This is a genomic window from Pseudomonas sp. (assembly GCF_050739995.1).
GTDB lineage: Bacteria > Pseudomonadota > Gammaproteobacteria > Pseudomonadales > Pseudomonadaceae > Aquipseudomonas.
The window spans coordinates 1-18966 of record NZ_JBOICG010000388.1; the positions used below are offsets into that span (position 1 = coordinate 1).

Here is an 18966-nt window from a genome sequence, read left to right on the forward strand (position 1 = left end):
ATCGCAGGCAAGCCAGCTCCCACATTTGACCCACTTCGTTTCCAACAAAAAGCCCCCGCATCTCACGATACGGGGGCTTTCGTTTTACCGAGGGATCAAGCCGATGGCAGCACCGACTGACCGCTCAACGCCAAGTCCAGCAACTCACGGTTGGCCACCGCGTACATGGCGTAGTCCGTGCCGACCGCAGCACGGATTTCCACCATCATCGCGACCCAACGACCAGCCATGTCCTTGTGCTGCTCAAGCCACAGGGCCACACGAGCTTCCATGTCTTGTGGCGCGTCGGCCATTTGCAGGACAGAGATGGTGATCGCGCGCTGTTGCCAGTCCACGTCATCGCGGAAGGCTTCGCGGGCCTGGGCCTGCCAGTTGTTGGCCACTGGCAGATCGCTGATCTGCTGCAGGTACCAAGACAGGTCCAGGGCGCTGCCAACGGCAAAGTAGGCCTTGGCCACTTCGGCGGCGTCATGCCCGGTCACGTCAGCGGCTTCGATGATTGGCAACAAGGTGTACAGGTGAGTCGTCCCTGCGACCATGCGTGCCAACAACTCTGGTACACCTGCCGAGACATAACCCTGATAACGGTTTTGCCATTCTTCGCGGGTCGGCCCTTCCAACAGTTCGTCGAGCTTGAGGCCCAGTGCAGCCAGGTGCGGACCGAAGTGCGCGACATCACGCCCAGCGTTCTGCTCGTTACGACGGCTGCGCAGGAACCAGCGTGTAGCACGACGACCCAGGCGCATCAGTTCATCCATCAGCTCCAGTTGCACATCGGCTGACACCTTGTAGTCCAAGGCTTCAATCTGACGGAACCAGTGCGGGAGATGGAAAATATCGCGCACGATCACATAAGCACCGGCCACGTTCGCCGGGCTCATGCCGGTCGACTCTTTGAGTCGTTGAACGAAGGTGATGCCCATGTGGTTGACCAGGTCGTTGGCGATCTGGGTGCTGACGATCTCACGCTTCAGACGGTGACGACGCATCGCCTCGCCGAACTTGGCGACCAGGCTCGGTGGGAACGCGGTCTCCATGTCACGGGTCAGGTAGTCGTCATCCGGTACCAGGGACTTGAGCAGCGCTTCCTTGAGGTCGATCTTGCTGTACGAGATCAGCACCGACAGTTCCGGACGGGTCAGGCCCTTGCCGTTGGCGGCGCGCTCGGTGAGCTGCTCCTCGGTCGGCAGGTACTCGATGGCGCGGTCAAGCTTGCCACGGCCTTCCAGGTCGCTCATCAGGCGCTTGTACTCGGCGGCACGCTCGTAGGCACGGCGTGCAGCCAGGGACAGGGCCTGGGTTTGCTTGTAGTTGTTGCCCAACACCAGGCCGCCGACTTCGTCAGTCATGCTCGCCAGCAACTGGTTGCGTTGCTTGTCGGTCATGTCACCGGCCTGCACCACTTCGTTGAGCAGGATCTTGATGTTCACTTCGTGGTCGGAGCAGTCCACGCCACCAGCGTTGTCGATGAAGTCAGTGTTGGAACCGCCACCATTGAGGCCGAATTCCACACGACCCAGTTGGGTCATGCCGAGGTTACCGCCCTCGCCCACTACCTTGCAGCGCAGTTCGTTGCCGTTCACGCGCAGGGCGTCGTTGGCCTTGTCGCCCACGTCGGCATGGCTCTCGGTGCTGGCCTTGACGTAGGTGCCGATACCGCCGTTCCACAACAGGTCTACCGGCGCCTTGAGCAAGGCGTTCAGCAGCTCGGTCGGCGTCAGTTTGTCGGCCGAAATGTCGAAGCGCTCTTTCATCTGTGGCGAGATGGCAATGCTCTTCGCGCTGCGCGAGAAGATACCGCCGCCTTCGGACATGATGCTGGTGTCGTAGTCGCTCCAGGCCGAGCGCGGCAGCTCGAACATGCGCTGACGCTCGACGAAGCTGGTAGCCGGGTTCGGGTTCGGGTCGATGAAGATATGCAAGTGGTTGAAGGCCGCGACCAGTTGCAGCTTGTCGGACATCAACAGGCCATTACCAAACACGTCACCGGCCATATCGCCGACGCCCACCACGGTGATGCTGTCTTCCTGCACGTTGATGCCGCGCTCACGGAAGTGGCGCTGCACGCCGACCCACGCGCCCTTGGCGGTGATGCCCATTTTCTTGTGGTCGTAACCAGCAGAACCACCGGAGGCGAACGCATCGCCCAGCCAGAAGCCGTAGTCAATGGCGATGCCGTTGGCGATGTCGGAGAAAGTCGCAGTACCCTTGTCCGCCGCCACTACCAGGTACGGGTCATCGTCGTCATGACGCACGACGTTGGCCGGCGGCACCAGGGCGCCGTCCTTCAGGTTGTCGGTGATGTCCAACAGGCCGGAGATGAAAATGCGGTAGCAGGCGATGCCCTCGGCCGCGATTTCGTCCCGGGTGCCGCCCAGTGGCAGGCGACGCGGCAGGAAGCCGCCCTTGGCACCCACCGGCACGATCACCGAGTTCTTCACTTGCTGGGCTTTTACCAGGCCGAGCACTTCGGTACGGAAGTCTTCTTCACGGTCGGACCAACGCAGGCCGCCACGGGCAACGTTGCCGAAGCGCAGGTGCACGCCTTCGACGCGCGGCGAGTACACGAAGATTTCAAACTTCGGCACCGGCTTTGGCAGCTCGGGAATGGCACGCGGATCGAACTTGAAGCTGAAGTACGACTTGTTCTGGCCGTTGGCATCGGTCTGGTAGAAGTTGGTGCGCAAGGTCGCCTTGATCAGGTCCAGGTAGCGACGCAGGATACGGTCTTCGTTGAGCACCTGAACATCGTCCAGAGCGGTGAGAATCGCTTGTTCCAGGCGTTGCTGCTTGTCTTCCAGGTCGTCGGCGGTGAGCTTGCGTGCCAGGTAGAAACGGGTCTTGAACAACCGGGTCAACTCGCGGGCGATGTCGGTGTGGTTGTTCAAGGTGGTCGCGATGTAACCCAGGTCGAAGCCCAGGCGGATCTGCTTCAGGTAACGGGCGTAGGCACGCAGCAGCGCGACGTCGCGCCATGGCAGGCCAGCGGTCAGCACCAAGCGGTTGAACGCATCGTTCTCCGCGTCGCCATGCACGATGTGCACAAACGCGTCCTGCAGCGTGTCGTTGAGTTGCTGGATGTCCAGGTTCACGCCTTCGGCAGCGGTGAACGCGAAATCATGGATCCAGAACTCACGGCCATTGGCGTGGCGCAGGCGGTACGGGAATTCGCCCAGCACACGCAGGCCGAGGTTTTCCAGGATCGGCAGCACGTCGGACAGCGCCAACGGGGTATCGGCGTGGTACAGCTTGCAATGCAGTTCACGCTGGCCGACCTGCCCCAACGGCTGGTAGAAGCTCATGACCAGCGGGTTGGCCTCGCTGAGGCTGTTCAGGTGCTGCATGTCGACCACAGCCGAATGCGCGGCGAAACGCTCGCGGTAGCCAGCCGGGAAACCTTTCGGGAAGTCCGCCAGCACATTGGTGCCCTGGGCTTCACCGAAGCTTTCCACCACCAGCGCGGCGTAGTCGTCCTGCCAGCTGCGGCAGGCTTGCACGACTTCTTTTTCCAGCTGGATAGGGTCGATGTCCAGGCGGTTCTTCGGGTCGACCCGCAGGATCAGTTGCACACGGGCCAGCACGGATTCGGAGAAGAACGTCCAGAACTCGCAATCCGAAGCCTTCAGGCGATCCATCAGCACTTGCTGGATCTTCTGGCGCACTTCGGTGGAATAAATATCACGCGGCACGTAGGCCAGGCAGTAGCAGAAACGACCGTACGGGTCTTTGCGCAGGAACACGCGGATCTTGTTGCGTTCCTGGATCTGCACGATGGACATCACGGTGCTGAACAGTTCGTCGACCGGGGTCTGGAACAGGTCATCACGGGGCAGCACTTCGACGACTTGCGCCAGCTCCTTGCCCAAGTGCGCCTTGGCCTGGAAGCCCGAACGGCGTTCGATTTCGGTCACTTTGCGACGGATATACGGAATCACACGCACGCTTTCGCCGTACACCGAAGAGGTGTAGAGGCCCATGAAGCGGTGTTCCTTGATGACTTTGCCGCTGGCATCGATTTCGCGGATCGACACGTAGTCCGGGTAAGCCGGGCGGTGAACACGGCTCGGGTGCGCGGCCTTGGCGAACGACAGCACGGTCGGTTCACGCAGGTAGGCCACGGCGTAGTCTTCGATGCGGGTGTCTTCAGCGGTAAGGCCGGCACGCAGCAGCTTGGTCAGACCGAGGAAGGAGCTGGTGTCATATTCGATATGACCGCCATCTGCCTCGTCACGTACCACAAACTCTTCATAGCCCAGGAAAGTGAAGTGGTTGCCCACCAGCCATTCGAGGAAGTTCTTGATCTCGGCTTTTTCTTCGCCGTCGATGCTGTACTTGCTCGCATCGATACCGGCCAGCAGGTCCTGGACCTTGGCTTTCATCGGTTCGAAATCGGCCACGGCTACGCGCACTTCGCCCAGCACCTGCTCAAGCTCTTTGCTCAGCACGTTCAGTTCGGCGGCGTTGGCACAGCGGTCGATTTCCAGGTACATCAGCGATTCTTGCTGGATGCCCTCGCCCTGGGTGCCTTTTGGCAGGATTTCCAGCAACTCGCCCTTGGCGCCACGACGCACGCTGAGCACGGTGGTTTGCAGGGTGTGAATGCTGTAGCCACGGCGGTTCAGCTCGGTACGGACCGAGTCCACCAGGAATGGCAGGTCATGATGCAAGACTTCGACCGCGGTATGGGTCGACTGCCAGCCATGACGTTCGTAATCGGGGTTGTAGACCCGCACTTGCGGTTGGGAGTGGTCAAAGCGCTCAAGCAGGCGCCAGGCAGACAGGGTGCAACCGGCCAGGTCGGAAAGGCGACGTTGGGTCAGTTCGTCCAGGGAAATAATGCCGAAGAATTGTTCAGCGAACAGCGCCACTTGTGGCAGTGCCTGTTCACTGATGTGCTGCGCCAGTGCCGCTTGCAGTTGATGCTGGAAGTCGGCCTTGCTGGCTGCGGTGAAGAACGCCATCTGTGGTACTCCGCTTGGGCTTGTTATTGATGGAAGCGTCGCGTGTTATCCCCTTGCGGGGAGACCGTCGGCTCTGTTCGCACTTAGTGACAGTAAGCACCATAAACGAATCAGGGTGACAGGTGGGTGAAGCTGGACAAGACAATGAGGTCACATGCAACTTCCATAAGATGTATCCCGTATCGGAGGACGGTACGACGGGCAGGTCAGACTCCCGGCACAGGGCACATCCGTTGCGCAGCTTAACGAGTGTAGGAAGACAGCTGCTTGCGGCGCTGCGACATATTCGGTCATCGGTAAGCAGGCTCGCGGTTGCGACTTGGGCAACCCGGATTACCCGGAAGAAAAACACCGGACTTCAGGGCCTACGAGTACCGGAAATGACTGATTTCACCCGTCAGGTCATGCAGTGAATCTGACACATGAAGCAGCACAAAATTCGCCGCAATGGCACAATTGCCCATATTCCGCCCTACCCCTTACAGGATTCTCCATGCTGCAGCTGAAAACCGACGCACTCATGGTCACGCCGTGTGACGAAGAAGAAGACAACATGGCCATGCTCTGCTGCCACGGCAAAAACGGCGAAATGTTCATGCTCACCCGTTACCCGGACGAGGACGAAGTGGAACTGACCTGGGATTACGAGCCGTCGACCCTGGACGGGTTGAAGGTCACCTTGAGCGACACCACCCTGCTGGTTGAACTGGCTGCCGGTGATGCCGACGCCTTGGGTGGCAAGGACCAGTTGCAGATCAGCCACGCCACCGCTGCGTCGGACCTGGCCGAAGTCGAGGAAACCCTGCAAAACATCCTCAAAGGCACCGGCACCTTCACCCGAATTTAAGCCGCGCAAGCGATCAAATGTGGGAGCTGGCTTGCCTGCGATGGCATCAACGGGATACTCCAGACACACCGAAGTGCCTGCATCGCAGGCAAGCCAGCTCCCACACGGACCGAGCCCCATCCGTAAAATTTGTGCTCTACACACAAAAATCCTACAAGTTTTCCTAAAATACCCCGCGCGCCGTTAGTCGCCACACCCTGCGATGCATTAAAGTAAGCCTCCCTAGCCCGGCGTTTTGACTCGACCCCAGGGCTCATCTCTCCAGGAACCGTCATCGATGGAACATCGTGAAGCGCTGCTCGCGCTGCGAACCTTTCTTTCTACGCAGATTCTCGGCCAGGAAAAACTCATCGATCGCCTGCTGATCGCCTTGCTCGCCGATGGCCATATGCTGGTAGAAGGCGCGCCGGGCCTGGCCAAGACCAAAGCGATCAAAGAGCTGGCAGAAGGCATCGAAGCGCAGTTCCATCGTATCCAGTTCACCCCCGACCTGTTGCCCGCCGACATCACCGGCACCGAAATCTATCGCCCGGAAACCGGCAGCTTCGTGTTCCAGCAAGGGCCGATCTTCCACAACCTGGTACTGGCGGACGAAATCAACCGTGCCCCGGCCAAGGTGCAATCAGCCCTGCTGGAAGCCATGGCCGAGCGTCAAGTCAGCGTCGGCCGCAGCACTTACGAGCTGTCGCCGCTGTTCCTGGTGATGGCCACGCAAAACCCCATCGAACAGGAAGGCACCTACCCGCTGCCCGAAGCCCAGCTCGACCGCTTCCTGATGCACGTCAAGATCGGCTTTCCGGATGCCGCCGTGGAGCGCCGTATCTTGCAACAGGCCCGTGGCGAAGCGCTCAACGGCGAAACCAAGCCAGAACGCCGCGTCAGCCAACAGGCCATCTTCGCCGCCCGCAAGGAAATCCTCGGCCTGTACATGGCCGACGCGGTGGAGGAATACCTGGTGCAACTGGTCATGGCCACGCGCACACCGGCCAAGTTCGACCCGGAAATGGCCGAGTGGATCGCCTACGGCGCCAGCCCACGTGGCTCCATCGCCCTAGACCGCTGCGCCCGTGCCCACGCCTGGCTGGCCGGCCGTGACTTCGTGAGCCCGGAAGATATCCAGGCGGTGCTGTTCGACGTGCTGCGCCATCGCATCATCCTGTCGTTCGAGGCCGAAGCGGCCGGTGTTGACCAGGACCGTGTGGTACAGCGCATTCTCGACGTCGTTGCCGTCGCTTGAGCCCCATGAACGCAGGCGATGGTATCCGCGTCACCCTCAGCGAATTGATCGAGATGCGCCATCGCGTGCGGGAAGTGCAGTTGTTTTCCACGCCGAGCCAACGCAGCCCGTTGATCGGCCTGCACCACTCCAAACTGCGTGGGCGTGGGGTCGATTTCGACCAGGTGCGCGTGTACCAGGCTGGCGATGACGTACGTACCATCGACTGGCGCGTGACGGCACGCACCCAGGAGCCGCACACCAAACTGTTCCATGAAGAACGCGAACGCCCGATCTTTATCATGGTGGAGCAAAGCTGCCGGTTGTTTTTCGGTTCGGGCAAAATGTTCAAGTCGGTACTCGCCGCGCAAGCCGCCAGCCTGATTGGTTGGGCCGCGCTGGGGCACAACGATCGCGTCGGCGGGCTGGTATTCGGTGACAGCGAGCACTACGAAATCAAGCCACGACGCAGCAAACAAAGCCTGCTGCAATTGCTCAACCGTTTGGTGCGGGTCAACCAGAGCCTGAACACCGAGAGCCGCCCGGAAGCCGACGCCCTTGGCATGGCCCTGCGCCGTGGGCGCGAAGTACTGCGCCCTGGCAGCCTGGTGATTGTGATCTGCGATGAGCGCGCCCTCACCGAAGGCGCCGAACAGCAATTGAGTTTGCTGTCACGCCATTGCGACCTGCTGCTGCTGCCGATCTCAGACCCGCTGGACCACGCCCTGCCCGCCGCGGGGCTGTTGCGTTTCGCGGAACGTGGCGCACAGCTGGAACTGGACACGCTGAACTTTGACCTGCGCCAAGCCTACAAAGCCCAGGCCGAAGCCCGTATCGCGCACTGGGAGCTGCTCGCGCAGAAGCTGCGGGTGCTGCTGATGCCCTTGAGCACCCAGAGTGAAATGGTCGAGCAACTGCGCGAATACCTCAACCCGCAACGCCCGGTTAAAAAGCAATGAGCAGCCTCGACCAACTGCAACCGCTGATCGCCCCGCCGGCCATTGGGTTCTGGCCCCCCGCGCCGGGCTGGTGGCTGTTACTGCTGGTGATTCCGCTGTTCGGTTGGGGGCTGTGGTCGCTGCGCCGCTTCTTGCCCAAGCGCCGCCCCGTGGCCCGTGCCGAACAACCCTTGGACCCGTTGCGCATCGCCGCCCTCGCAGAGCTGGCCCTGATGCCCAAACCCTATGATGGCGCCCCGGCCGGGGCCTGGCTGCAGCAGCTCAATGGCCTGCTCAAGCGCCTGTGCCGCAACGACTACCCCTACAGCCAGAGCCACACACTCAATGGCCGCAAATGGCTGGCCTTTCTCGACAACCGCTGCCCTGCGGCGGGCCTGACCCGCTGGATGGTATTGGTGGAAGGCGCCTACAAGCCTGAATGCAAACTCGACGACAAAGCCATCGCCGGCCTGACCCAAGCCGTCGACACCTGGATTCGCAAACATGTTTGAGTTCGCCTGGCCGTGGATCTTCGTCCTGTTGCCATTGCCTTGGTTGATGCGCTTTATCCTGCCCGTCGCCGACAGCGGCGAACCCGCGCTGAAGGTCAGCTACCTCGCCGACCTCGAAGGCCTGGCCCGCCGTCGTGCGCGAGTGAACCTGCCGGGCTGGCGCCAGCAAGCGCCGTTCGTGGTGTTGTGGCTGCTGCTGTTGACTGCCGCCGCGCGCCCCGAATGGCTCGGCGAACCGCTGCCGATTGCCGCCAGCGGCCGCGACCTGCTGGTGGCGGTGGACGTGTCCGGCTCCATGGATTTCCCCGACATGCATTGGCAGGACGACGACGTCAGCCGCCTCAGCCTGGTGCAGCACTTGCTCGGGGACTTCCTCGAAAGCCGCGAAGGCGACCGCGTGGGCCTGATCCTGTTCGGCAGCCAAGCCTACCTGCAAGCACCGCTGACCTTCGACCGCCGCACCGTGCGCACCTGGCTGGATGAAGCGCGCATAGGCATCGCCGGCAAGAACACCGCCATCGGTGACGCCATCGGCCTGGCCTTGAAACGCCTGCGCCAACGCCCGGCGCAAAGCCGCGTGCTGATTCTGGTCACCGACGGTGCCAACAACGCCGGGCAAATCGACCCGCTGACCGCCGCGCGCCTGGCGGCCGAGGAAGGCGTGAAAATCTACCCGATCGGTATCGGCGCCGACCCCGAGCAAACCGGCTCCGTAGGCATCCTTGGCGTCAACCCGAGCCTGGACCTCGACGAACCTGCGCTAAAGGCCATCGCCGAAGCCACCGGTGGCCGCTACTTCCGTGCGCGCGACGGCGACGAGCTGCAAAAGATCAAGGAAACCCTCGACCAGCTTGAGCCCGTGGCGCAACAACCGACCCAGGCCCGCCCGGCCCAGGCGTTGTACAGCGCGCCACTGGCCCTGGCTTTGATCTTGAGCATGTTATTGGTGATCCAGGAACGCTGGCCTAATAACGCCTTGCAACGGGCCTTCGACAAACTCTCGACCAAGGGCATCTTCCTGCAACAGCATCCAGAATGGCGCCAACGCCTTAAACGCCTGCGCTTGCGGAGGCGTCGATGATCGACCTGTGGCCACACTGGTTCCGCCCCTGGTGGCTGTTGCTGCTGCCGCTGCTCGGTTGGTTGCTGTGGCAGCTGTGGCATCGGCAAAAACGTGCAGGACGCTGGCAGATGATCCTGCCACCCGCGTTTCACGCAGTGTTGCTCAGTGGCGGCAGCGGGCGCGAGAGCAAAACACCGTGGGTGGTACTGGGCATCGCCTGGCTGCTCGCAGTACTGGCGCTGCTTGGCCCCAGTTGGCAGAGAGTCGAACAGTCCAGCCAGAAACCGGCCGACCCGCTGGTGGTATTACTGGAACTGACCCCGGAAATGCTCGCCACCGACAGCCCGCCCAATCGCCTGGAACAGGCGCGCCGCAAGCTCTATGACTTGTTGCAGGCACGGGACAACGCGCCGACGGCCATCGTGGTGTATGCCGGCAGCGCCCACACCCTGGTGCCGCTGTCGGACGACCTGGGCACCAGTCGCAACCTGCTGGAAGCCTTGCGCCCCTCGATCATGCCCGAAGCCGGCCATCGCGCCGATCTGGCGGTGGACAAAGCCCTGGACCTGCTCAAGCAAGGTGGCCTCGGCCAGGGGCGCCTGCTGCTGGTGGGCTCATCACTGTCCAAGCAGGAACGCCAGGGCATCCGCCTCCTGCTACAAAGTGCACAGGCCCCGGCCTTGTCAATCCTCGGCATCGGCAGCCGCGAAGGCACTCCCGTTACCCAGGAGAGTGGCGAATTCCTCAAGGATGATCAGGGCGCGATCCTGGTACCGCGCCTCGACAGCCCGACCCTCAAGGCCTTCGCCAGTGAAATGGGTGGCCGCTACCGCGCCGCGCGACTGGATGACAAAGACCTGCGCCAACTCGGCCTGCTCGATGGCCCACAGTCCATGCGTAACGACGGCCAACTGCTGCACCTCGACACTTGGGCCGACCAGGGTTACTGGCTGCTCCTGCCTCTACTGCTGCTGGCCGCCTGTGCCGGGCGTCGCGGTTGGCTGTTCTGTCTGCCCCTGCTGTTGCTGGGTGCGCCGCAACCGAGCTATGCCTTTGAACTCCAGGACTTGTGGCTACGCCCCGACCAACAGGGCCAGTACCTGCTCAAACACAAGCGCCCCGCCGAAGCCGCCGAACGCTTTGAAGACCCGCAGTGGCAAGGCGTGGCGCTGTACGAAGCCGGCAACTATGCCGAAGCGATCAAACGCTTTGCCGAAGGTAATGACGCCTACTCCCACTATAATCGCGGTAATGCGCTGGCCAGGTCCGGCGAACTGGAGGCGGCGATTGACGCCTACGAACAAGCCCTGGAAGCCCAGCCCGACCTGCAGCCAGCGTTGAAAAACAAGGCACTGGTGGAAAGCCTGATCCGGGAACAGTCCCAAGCCAAGCCTGCCGAGCCGGCCAAAAACGAGGATGACGAAACCACCCAACCCGGCCAAACTGCGCAACCGGGTGCCAGTGGACAAAGCAATACCGGTGGCGAACAGTCCGCCCAAGGCCAGGGCGAAGCCGGTAACACCGACAGCCAGGCAGGCACTTCGCCAAAAGCCGGCGGCAACGAGGTGCCGGGCAGCGAATTGGGCGATGAACAAACCACCACACCGCCGCTGCGCCCCTCCGATGCCAGCCTTGACGGTGAACATCGTCAGGCCCTGGAGCAATGGCTGCGGGAGATTCCGGACAACCCCGGTGAACTGCTGCGCCGCAAATTCTGGTATGAACAGCAACAACATCAGGACAAGACTCGATGAGCCGCCGCACCACCCTTCTGCTCCTGCTCGCGTTATCGGCAGGCCACGCCCAGGCGGCGAACCTGGTCGCCAGCGTCGACCGCAGCCGCGTCAATTCCGGGGAGACGGTGGAGCTGACGGTGGAGTCCAGCGACGTCACGCAGTTCGGCAAACCGGACCTGTCGCCCCTGGATGCGCAATTCGAAGTCAGCGGTACGCGCCAGATCAACCAGCTCACCACCCTGGGCGGCGATAACCACGCTACCACGCGCTGGATTATCACCTTGCTGCCCAAGGAAAACGGCACCGTGGTGATTCCACCACTGCAAGTGGGCGAGCTGAAGACCCAACCGATCAGCCTGCAGGTGGTAGAAACCGCCAGCCAGAACACCAGCGCCGAACTGGCTCCGGTGTTCATCGAAGCCAACCTCGACCAGAACAGCGTGTACGTGCAGGCCCAGGCCTTGTTGACGGTGCGCGTGTACCACTCAGTGTCGCTGTATGACGACAGCAGCATGACGCCGCTGCAGATTCCCGATGCCCGCATCGAGCAGTTGGGCGAGTCACGTACCTACGAAAAAGTCATCAACAGCATCCGCCATGGCGTGATCGAAACCCGCTACGCGATCTATCCGCAACACAGCGGGGCCCTGGTCATTCCGGCGCAGACGTTCAGCGCCACGCTGGTGGAAGCGCGCCCGCCGCAAGAAAACACGCTGCAGGGCACCAAGCCGGGCAAACTCATCCACGTCAGCTCGGCCGAGCTGCCGTTGACCGTCAAGCCCAAGCCGGAGCTGTACCCGGCCGATGCGCCCTGGTTGCCCGCACGCAGCCTGACCCTGACGGAAAGTTGGAACCCCGAGCCTGATCACGTTCAGGTCGGCGATTCCCTGACCCGCAGCCTCACGATCAAGGCCGAAGGCCTGTCGAGCGCGCAGTTGCCGGCGCTTCCCAGCACCGATGCCAATGGCTTGCGCCGCTATCCCGACCAACCGGTGCTGGGCAACCAGAACAACGACCGTGGCCTGATCGGTAGCCGTGAAGATCGCGAAGCACTGGTCCCCACCCGCGCCGGCGCTCTGGAGCTACCGGAAGTTGAGGTGGTGTGGTGGAACACCCACGAAGACCACCTCGAGCGCACCCGTCTGCCTGCTCGCACCCTACAAGTGGCCACCAACCCGAGCCTGGTGGTGGACACTCCCGCCACGCCGACCGTCATCACCGCCCCTGACGATGACCGCCTGTGGCTGTGGCAACTCAGCACACTGATCCTCACGTGCACGACCCTGCTGGGCTTCGGCCTGTGGTGGCGTGCGCGCCGGCAACCCGCCGTACAACGCGCCGCGCAAACCGGCCCGAGCCCACGCAGCCTGCTCGACGACCTCAAGCGCGCCACCCAGGCCAACGACCCTCAGGCTACGCGCCAGGCACTGGACGCATGGGCGCGGCAACAGCCGGAAACCCTGGCCGACATGGCTGCGCGGTTTATCCCATTGTCGGATGCACTGGATGGATTGAACGGTGCGTTGTACAGCGAGAGCGGCCAATATTGGCTGGGCGAAGACCTGTGGCGCGCCGTCAAAGCCATCCCGATGACCGAGCGCACCCAGGACCCGGCAACCGACACCACCAGCTTGCCGCCGCTGTATCCCAAGTAATCGCAGATCTGTCTGACTCCACAAAACAAATGTGGGAGGGGGCTTGCCCCCGATGACGGTGGGTCAGCGACAGATAAGCTGACTGAGACGCCGCCTTCGGGGGCAAGCCCCCTCCCACAGGTTTACAGGTAAACTCCCCTCCTTTTCATCTATTCCACGGAGTTCGCCTTGCGTCTGTTTCACACCTCCGACTGGCACCTGGGCCAAAACCTCCACGGCCAGGAACGCGACTTTGAACACGCCTGTTTCCTTGAGTGGCTGCTGGGCCAATTAAAAGTCGATCTGCCGGATGTACTGCTGATCGCCGGCGATATCTTCGACACCGTCAACCCGCCGCTCAAGGCGCAGGAGCGGCTGTATGATTTCATCATCAGTGCCCATGAACAGAACCCCAAGCTGACGATTGTGATGATCGCTGGCAACCACGACTCCGGCTCCCGTATTGAATTGCCCGCGCCGCTGATGCGCCGTTTGCGCACGCACGCCTTGGGCCGCGTGCTGTGGCTGGATGATGGCCAGCTCGACGCCGAGCGCCTGCTGATCCCGCTGCCCGACGCCAAAGGCAAGATCGCCGCCTGGTGCCTGGCCCTGCCCTTCCTGCGCCCTGCCGAAGTGACCGGCGCCCAGTTGGGGGACGACTACCTGCGCGGTATCGGCCAGGTGCATGAACGGCTGATCGCCGCCGCCAACACCAAACGCAAGAAAGGCCAGGCGCTGATTGCCATCAGCCACGCGCATATGGCCGGTGGTTCGGTGTCGGAAGACTCCGAACGCAGTCTGATCATCGGCAATGCCGAGGCGCTGCCGGCGAACCTGTTCGATAGAAGTGTCGCCTATGTCGCCCTCGGCCATTTGCACAAGCCGCAGCAAGTGAACGGCGAGGAACGCATTCGCTACAGTGGGTCACCGATTCCGCTGTCGTTTTCCGAAATTGGCTATAAGCACCAGATTCTCGACGTGATGTTCCAGGGCGAACGACTGGTGAGCGTCGAACCCCGTTTGATCCCTCGCTCGGTCGATCTTCACCGCCTGGACGCCGCGCCCCTGGCCGATATTCTCAAGCAACTGGCGGACCTGCCCGACACCGATCTGCTGGCCGAAACCCAGCGCCATCCCTGGTTGGAAGTGCGTGTGCGCCTTGACGAACCACAACCGGACCTGCGCCATCAAATCGAAACCGCCCTGCAAGGCAAGGCTGTGCGCCTGGTGCGCATCGCCGCCGAATACGCGGGCAAAGGCAGCCGCGAAGACAGCGATGAAGATCGCCTGATCGAACTCGACCAGCTCACGCCACAGGAACTGTTCAGCCGAGCCTGGCAGGACAGTTACGGCAGCGAAGTGGACGAACAGACCTTGAAGGATTTCGCCGTGCTGCTCCAGGAAGTGCAACAGGAGGACGAACAGCCATGAAGATCCTCGCCATCCGCCTGAAAAACCTCGCCTCCCTGGCCGGCCCGTTTGAAATCGACTTTACCGCCGAGCCCCTGGCCAGTGCCGGGTTGTTTGCAATCACCGGGCCGACGGGCGCGGGTAAAAGTACCTTGCTCGATGCGCTGTGCCTGGCGTTGTTTGGCGCAGTGCCACGCCTGGGTGATACCGGCCAGGCCAAGATGCCGGATGCCGACAGCGACATCTCCATCGGTGACCCGCGCACCCTGCTGCGACGCGGTACGGGCGGCGGTTATGCCGAGGTGGATTTCGTCGGTGTCAGCGGCCGCCGATACCGTGCGCGCTGGGAAGCCAATCGCGCCCGCGACAAGGCCAGCGGCAAGTTGCAGAACAGTCGGCAAAGCCTGATTGACCTGGACAGCGACCAACTGCTGGCCAGCCAGAAAACCGAATACAAAACCCAGCTGGAACTGGCCCTGGGCCTGAACTTTGAGCAATTCACCCGTGCGGTATTGCTGGCACAAAGCGAGTTCAGTGCGTTCCTCAAAGCCAACGACAACGAGCGCAGCGAACTGCTGGAAAAGCTCACCGATACCGCGCTCTACACCCAACTGGGCCGCCGTGCATTCGACAAGGCCAAGGACACCAAGGAGGCCCACAAGCTGTTGCAGGACCAAGCCACCGGCGTGGTGCCATTAGCCCCTGAAGTACGGGCCGAACTCGACCAACAATTGACCGAGGCCCAGCAGCGACTCAAGACCCAACAAGCCCAGCTCAAGCTGCTTGAGCTGCAGCACACCTGGCTCAAGGAGCTGCGCGAATGGCAGGAGCGCCAGCAGGCAGCGGCTGAACAGTTGCAGCAGGCCCAGCAGCAATGGAATGAACAGGCCCAGCAACGTGAGGATTTAAGTCGCCTGGACCAGTTGGCACCGCAACGCCATCATTTTGCCCGACAGGCCGAACTCGGCACTTTGCTGGTGCCCCTCGCCGTACAGATTCAGCAGCACATCGAGCAACAAAGCACATTGCATAGCCGCCAGGAGCAGGCACAGCAGCAACAAGCAGCCGCGCAACTGGCGTTGACTGACGCCCTGAAACATCAGGCCGACGCCGTACCGTTGTTGCGCCAGGCCTTCGAAGAACAAAACACCCTCGCCCGCCTGAGCAAGGACGTCGCCAAGCGCACCGAAGACCAGCATGTGCAGGAAACCGCCTGCACTGAGGGGCAGGCCGCGCTGAATGGATTGCTGGAAAAACAGGCCCAGGTAGGCGAACGCCTGCAACACTTGGCCGCCGAGCTTGAACGCAGCAGCGCCCTCGCACCGCTGAGTGATGCCTGGACCGCTTACCGTGACCGCCTGCAACAACTGATGCTGATCGGCAACCGCCTGAACAAAGGCCAGGCCGAGCTGCCGCAGTTGGAACAAGGCGCCACCACCACCGCCGCGCAGTTTGCCCAGCAGCGTGAGGCCTTGGACTTGTTGTATCAGGAAGCCGGCGCCGAACCCCATGCCGTGGCCGAGCAGATTCAATTGCTTGCCAGCCTGTTGCAGGATAATCGCAAGCAACAACGCGCCTTCGAAGACCTCACACGGCTGTGGGACAACCAGCAACAGCTGGATCAACAGAGCGATGCACTGACGCAAAAACTCGCCAATGCCCAACAACAGCGCGAGAAGCTGAACCACACTGGCCTGCAAGCCAAGGCCGAACTCGCCGTGGCCGAGCAAACCCTGACGGTGACCAAGCAATTGCTCGAACGCCAGCGTCTGGCCCGCAGTGCCAGCGTCGAGGAGTTGCGCGAACAGTTACAGGATGACCAGCCGTGCCCGGTGTGTGGCAGCCATGAACATCCCTACCACCAGCCTGAGGCGTTGCTGCAAAGTCTCGGCCGCCATGACGAAAACGAAGAGGCCACGGCGCAGAAAGCTGTCGACACCCTCAAGGAAACACTGACCGAGCTGCGCGGCGAAGTGGGTGGCTTGATCGCCCAGCAAAAGGAGTTCCTGCAACAGCAGGAGCAGTTGGCCACGCAACAACTGGCGCTGAAACCCAGCCTTGCGGCGCATCCATTGTCCGCCTCGCTGTTCAATCAGGACACTGCACAACGTAGCGCCTGGTTAGCCCAACAACTCAACCAGCTCACGCAAAGCATCACCCAGGATGAGCAACGCCAGGGCGCCCTGCTCAACCTGCAACACAATGCCGGGCGCCTGCAGCAACAACTGCAAGCCGCCCAAGACGCGAGCCAGCAAGCCCGTCAGTTACTGGTGGACCAGCAACGCGAGCTGTCCAACGACCGTGACCGGCTTGAAGAAGAGCTCAGTGCCTTCGCCAGCGTACTGCCTGCCGCGACCCTGGAAGGTCTGCGCCGCGAGCCGGCCGCGACCTTTATGCAGTTGGACCAGCAAGTCAGCCAGCGCCTTGAACAATTGGGTCATCAGCGCGACGAACAGGCCGAGCAGCAAGAACGTCGGCAAGCCATCGAGAAAGAACAAACCCATCAGCAACATCGCCAGCAACAACTGGACGTGCTGCATCAGCAGGTCACCGAGCTGGCCGCCCAGCAGCAAGCGTCCCAGGCAACACTCAGCGCGTTGTTGGGCGAGTCCCCTAGCGCCGAACAGTGGCAGCAACAGGTGGATCAGGCCGTCGCGCAATCCCGTCAGCACGAAGCCGACGCCAACCAACAACTGCAAGACATCCGCAACGCTTTGACTCAGTTGGCTGCCGACCTCAAGGCCCAGCAGGAACGCCAGCAAGCGCTGAGCACCGAGCAACACACCCTCGGCGAACGCTTGAGCGAATGGCGTGCGCTGCATCCTGAACTGGATGATGACGGCCTCACACGCTTGCTGGCATTCGATGGCAATGCGGTCAGCGTATTGCGCCAGCAGGTGCAACACAGCGAAAAAGCTGTCGAGCAGGCCAAGGTGCTGTTGCAGGAGCGTGAACAGCGTCTTGCCGAACACCAGGCCCAGCACAACGGCAATCTGGAAGCCGAGCAGTTGGACAGCACCCTCGCCGCCCTCAATCAGCAACTGGCCGAGTGCGAGAGGCAGTGCGCGGAGCTGCGCGCACGGCAGGTCGAGGATCAGCGACGTCAGGACGCCAATCATGCGCTGGCCGAGCAAATCGCCCAGGCCTATGACGAATGGCAGCGCTGGGCGCGGTTGAATGCACTGATCGGCTCAGCCACCGGCGACACCTTCCGCAAGATCGCCCAGGCCTACAACCTCGACCTGCTGGTGCACCACGCCAACGTGCAATTGCGTCAACTGGTGCGTCGCTACCGCCTCAAGCGCGGCGGCAGCATGCTGGGGCTGTTGGTGATGGACACGGAAATGGGTGATGAGCTGCGCTCGGTGCACTCGTTGTCCGGGGGTGAGACGTTCCTGGTGTCATTGGCACTGGCCTTGGGCCTGGCCTCGATGGCGTCCAGCACGTTGAAGATTGAGTCGCTGTTTATCGACGAAGGCTTCGGCAGCCTCGACCCCGAGTCACTGCAACTGGCGATGGACGCGTTGGACGGTTTGCAGGCCCAGGGGCGCAAGGTGGCGGTGATTTCCCACGTACAGGAAATGCATGAGCGCATCCCGGTGCAGATCCAGGTCAAACGCCAGGGCAACGGCTTGAGCACCCTGGAGGTCAAGTGAGCGAGGCGTTGCTGTATTCATTTCGGCGCTGCCCGTATGCGATGCGAGCGCGCCTGGCCTTGCGCTATTCAGGCGTGCCGGTGCAGATCGTCGAGGTCAGCCTCAAGGCCAAACCGGCCGAGATGCTGGCCCTGTCGCCCAAGGGCACGGTGCCGGTACTGAGTGTTGACGGGCGAGTGATTGAAGAGAGCCTGGAAATCATGCAATGGGCGCTGACGCAACACGACCCTGATGATTGGCTGCTGCAAGGTGACCCAGCGGTGCTGGCGCTGGTTGCCGAGAATGACCAGGTGTTCAAACATCACTTGAATCGATACAAGTACGCTGAACGCTATCCGGAGCACCCGATGGAACATTATCGGGCCGAGGGCGAGGTGTTCTTGCAGAAGCTGGAGGGTTTGTTGGCAGAACGGGATTACCTGATGGCCGACCACCTGACCCTGGCGGATGCTGCACTGGCGCCGTTTGTGCGTCAGTTTGCCCATGTGGATCGAGTGTGGTTTGCCGGTACTCCGTACAAGCGGTGTCAGGCTTGGCTTGAGCGCTTCTTGGAATCGCCACTATTTATCGCGGTAATGGCGAAATCCTAAACCCAACACAATCAAATGTGGGAGCTGGCTTGCCTGCGATGCTGACGACTCGATCCAACTGATACACCGAGTTGATTTCATCGCAGGCAAGCCAGCTCCCACATTTGACCGTCACTCAGCTCAAGCTCACTGCTGGGTCTTGTGATCCAGTGCGGCATAGAAGTTGGCGCTCTGTTGCAAGTATTTCTGGGTGTAGGCAGTGGTGCTGGATTTTTTGCCGGTGACTTCCACGCTGGCGGCGGCAGGCAGGGCCACGGTGGCGGAAACAGCAGAAGCGGCGATGATCGAGAAGAGATTGAAGTTCATGGCGGTAACCCTTGTGTTCGTTTGGTTAGGTGGCCTGGGAAGACCTTGGAACCAAACTTACGCCCGAGGGTTGAACCTTAAAAATTCTTTGAAACAG

The 18966-nt window shown here is 61.7% G+C and carries 12 protein-coding genes; 10 read left to right on the forward strand and 2 right to left on the reverse strand.

The window, feature by feature from the left end; all coding sequences use genetic code 11:
• Positions 1–95: 95 nt before the first annotated feature.
• A complete protein-coding gene (locus ACRESD_RS12945; RefSeq protein ID WP_431751258.1) occupies positions 96–4961 on the reverse strand; it encodes an NAD-glutamate dehydrogenase in 4866 nt (1621 codons plus the stop codon).
• A gap of 493 nt (positions 4962–5454) precedes the next feature.
• On the opposite strand from ACRESD_RS12945, the gene ACRESD_RS12950 reads away from it, so the two are divergent.
• From ACRESD_RS12950 to ACRESD_RS12995, 10 genes are all read left to right on the forward strand, one after another.
• On the forward strand, positions 5455–5808 hold the full coding sequence (locus tag ACRESD_RS12950) for a hypothetical protein (RefSeq protein ID WP_431751259.1): 354 nt from the start codon (positions 5455–5457) through the stop codon (positions 5806–5808).
• 277 nt (positions 5809–6085) lie between these two features.
• Positions 6086–7045, forward strand: a complete 960-nt coding sequence (locus tag ACRESD_RS12955; protein ID WP_020301524.1) for an AAA family ATPase — start codon at positions 6086–6088, stop codon at positions 7043–7045.
• Between the two features lie 5 nt (positions 7046–7050).
• A complete protein-coding gene (locus ACRESD_RS12960; protein WP_431751260.1) occupies positions 7051–7983 on the forward strand; it encodes a DUF58 domain-containing protein in 933 nt (310 codons plus the stop codon).
• On the forward strand, positions 7980–8474 hold the full coding sequence (locus ACRESD_RS12965; protein WP_106580490.1) for a DUF4381 domain-containing protein: 495 nt from the start codon (positions 7980–7982) through the stop codon (positions 8472–8474). Before ACRESD_RS12960 ends, ACRESD_RS12965 begins: the two co-directional genes overlap by 4 nt.
• Positions 8467–9555 carry a vWA domain-containing protein gene (locus tag ACRESD_RS12970; protein WP_431751261.1) on the forward strand — a complete coding sequence of 363 codons (1089 nt, stop codon included), beginning with the start codon at positions 8467–8469 and terminating at the stop codon, positions 9553–9555. The genes ACRESD_RS12965 and ACRESD_RS12970 overlap by 8 nt, the downstream gene beginning before the upstream one ends.
• The gene (locus tag ACRESD_RS12975; RefSeq protein WP_431751262.1) at positions 9552–11291 is read left to right on the forward strand and encodes a tetratricopeptide repeat protein; all 1740 of its coding nucleotides are present in this window, start codon (positions 9552–9554) and stop codon (positions 11289–11291) included. The genes ACRESD_RS12970 and ACRESD_RS12975 overlap by 4 nt, the downstream gene beginning before the upstream one ends.
• Positions 11288–12928, forward strand: coding sequence for a BatD family protein (locus ACRESD_RS12980; RefSeq protein ID WP_431751263.1), 1641 nt, complete (start codon positions 11288–11290; stop codon positions 12926–12928). Before ACRESD_RS12975 ends, ACRESD_RS12980 begins: the two co-directional genes overlap by 4 nt.
• Before the next feature lie 168 nt (positions 12929–13096).
• The gene (locus tag ACRESD_RS12985; protein ID WP_431751264.1) at positions 13097–14338 is read left to right on the forward strand and encodes an exonuclease SbcCD subunit D C-terminal domain-containing protein; all 1242 of its coding nucleotides are present in this window, start codon (positions 13097–13099) and stop codon (positions 14336–14338) included.
• On the forward strand, positions 14335–17973 hold the full coding sequence (locus tag ACRESD_RS12990; protein WP_431751265.1) for an AAA family ATPase: 3639 nt from the start codon (positions 14335–14337) through the stop codon (positions 17971–17973). Before ACRESD_RS12985 ends, ACRESD_RS12990 begins: the two co-directional genes overlap by 4 nt.
• On the forward strand, positions 17970–18563 hold the full coding sequence (locus ACRESD_RS12995; RefSeq protein ID WP_431751266.1) for a glutathione S-transferase: 594 nt from the start codon (positions 17970–17972) through the stop codon (positions 18561–18563). Before ACRESD_RS12990 ends, ACRESD_RS12995 begins: the two co-directional genes overlap by 4 nt.
• A gap of 126 nt (positions 18564–18689) precedes the next feature.
• On the opposite strand, the gene ACRESD_RS13000 is transcribed toward ACRESD_RS12995, so the two are convergent.
• Entirely contained in the window at positions 18690–18869 is a 180-nt protein-coding gene (locus ACRESD_RS13000) for a hypothetical protein (protein WP_431751267.1), read from the reverse strand.
• Positions 18870–18966 lie beyond the last annotated feature (97 nt).

Coding starts and splice junctions, on each gene's coding strand:
- ACRESD_RS12945 (WP_431751258.1), bottom strand. CDS start 4,961: ATGGCGTTCTTCACCGCAGCCAGCAAGGCCGACTTCCAGCATCAACTG.
- ACRESD_RS12950 (WP_431751259.1), top strand. CDS start 5,455: ATGCTGCAGCTGAAAACCGACGCACTCATGGTCACGCCGTGTGACGAA.
- ACRESD_RS12955 (WP_020301524.1), top strand. CDS start 6,086: ATGGAACATCGTGAAGCGCTGCTCGCGCTGCGAACCTTTCTTTCTACG.
- ACRESD_RS12960 (WP_431751260.1), top strand. CDS start 7,051: ATGAACGCAGGCGATGGTATCCGCGTCACCCTCAGCGAATTGATCGAG.
- ACRESD_RS12965 (WP_106580490.1), top strand. CDS start 7,980: ATGAGCAGCCTCGACCAACTGCAACCGCTGATCGCCCCGCCGGCCATT.
- ACRESD_RS12970 (WP_431751261.1), top strand. CDS start 8,467: ATGTTTGAGTTCGCCTGGCCGTGGATCTTCGTCCTGTTGCCATTGCCT.
- ACRESD_RS12975 (WP_431751262.1), top strand. CDS start 9,552: ATGATCGACCTGTGGCCACACTGGTTCCGCCCCTGGTGGCTGTTGCTG.
- ACRESD_RS12980 (WP_431751263.1), top strand. CDS start 11,288: ATGAGCCGCCGCACCACCCTTCTGCTCCTGCTCGCGTTATCGGCAGGC.
- ACRESD_RS12990 (WP_431751265.1), top strand. CDS start 14,335: ATGAAGATCCTCGCCATCCGCCTGAAAAACCTCGCCTCCCTGGCCGGC.
- ACRESD_RS13000 (WP_431751267.1), bottom strand. CDS start 18,869: ATGAACTTCAATCTCTTCTCGATCATCGCCGCTTCTGCTGTTTCCGCC.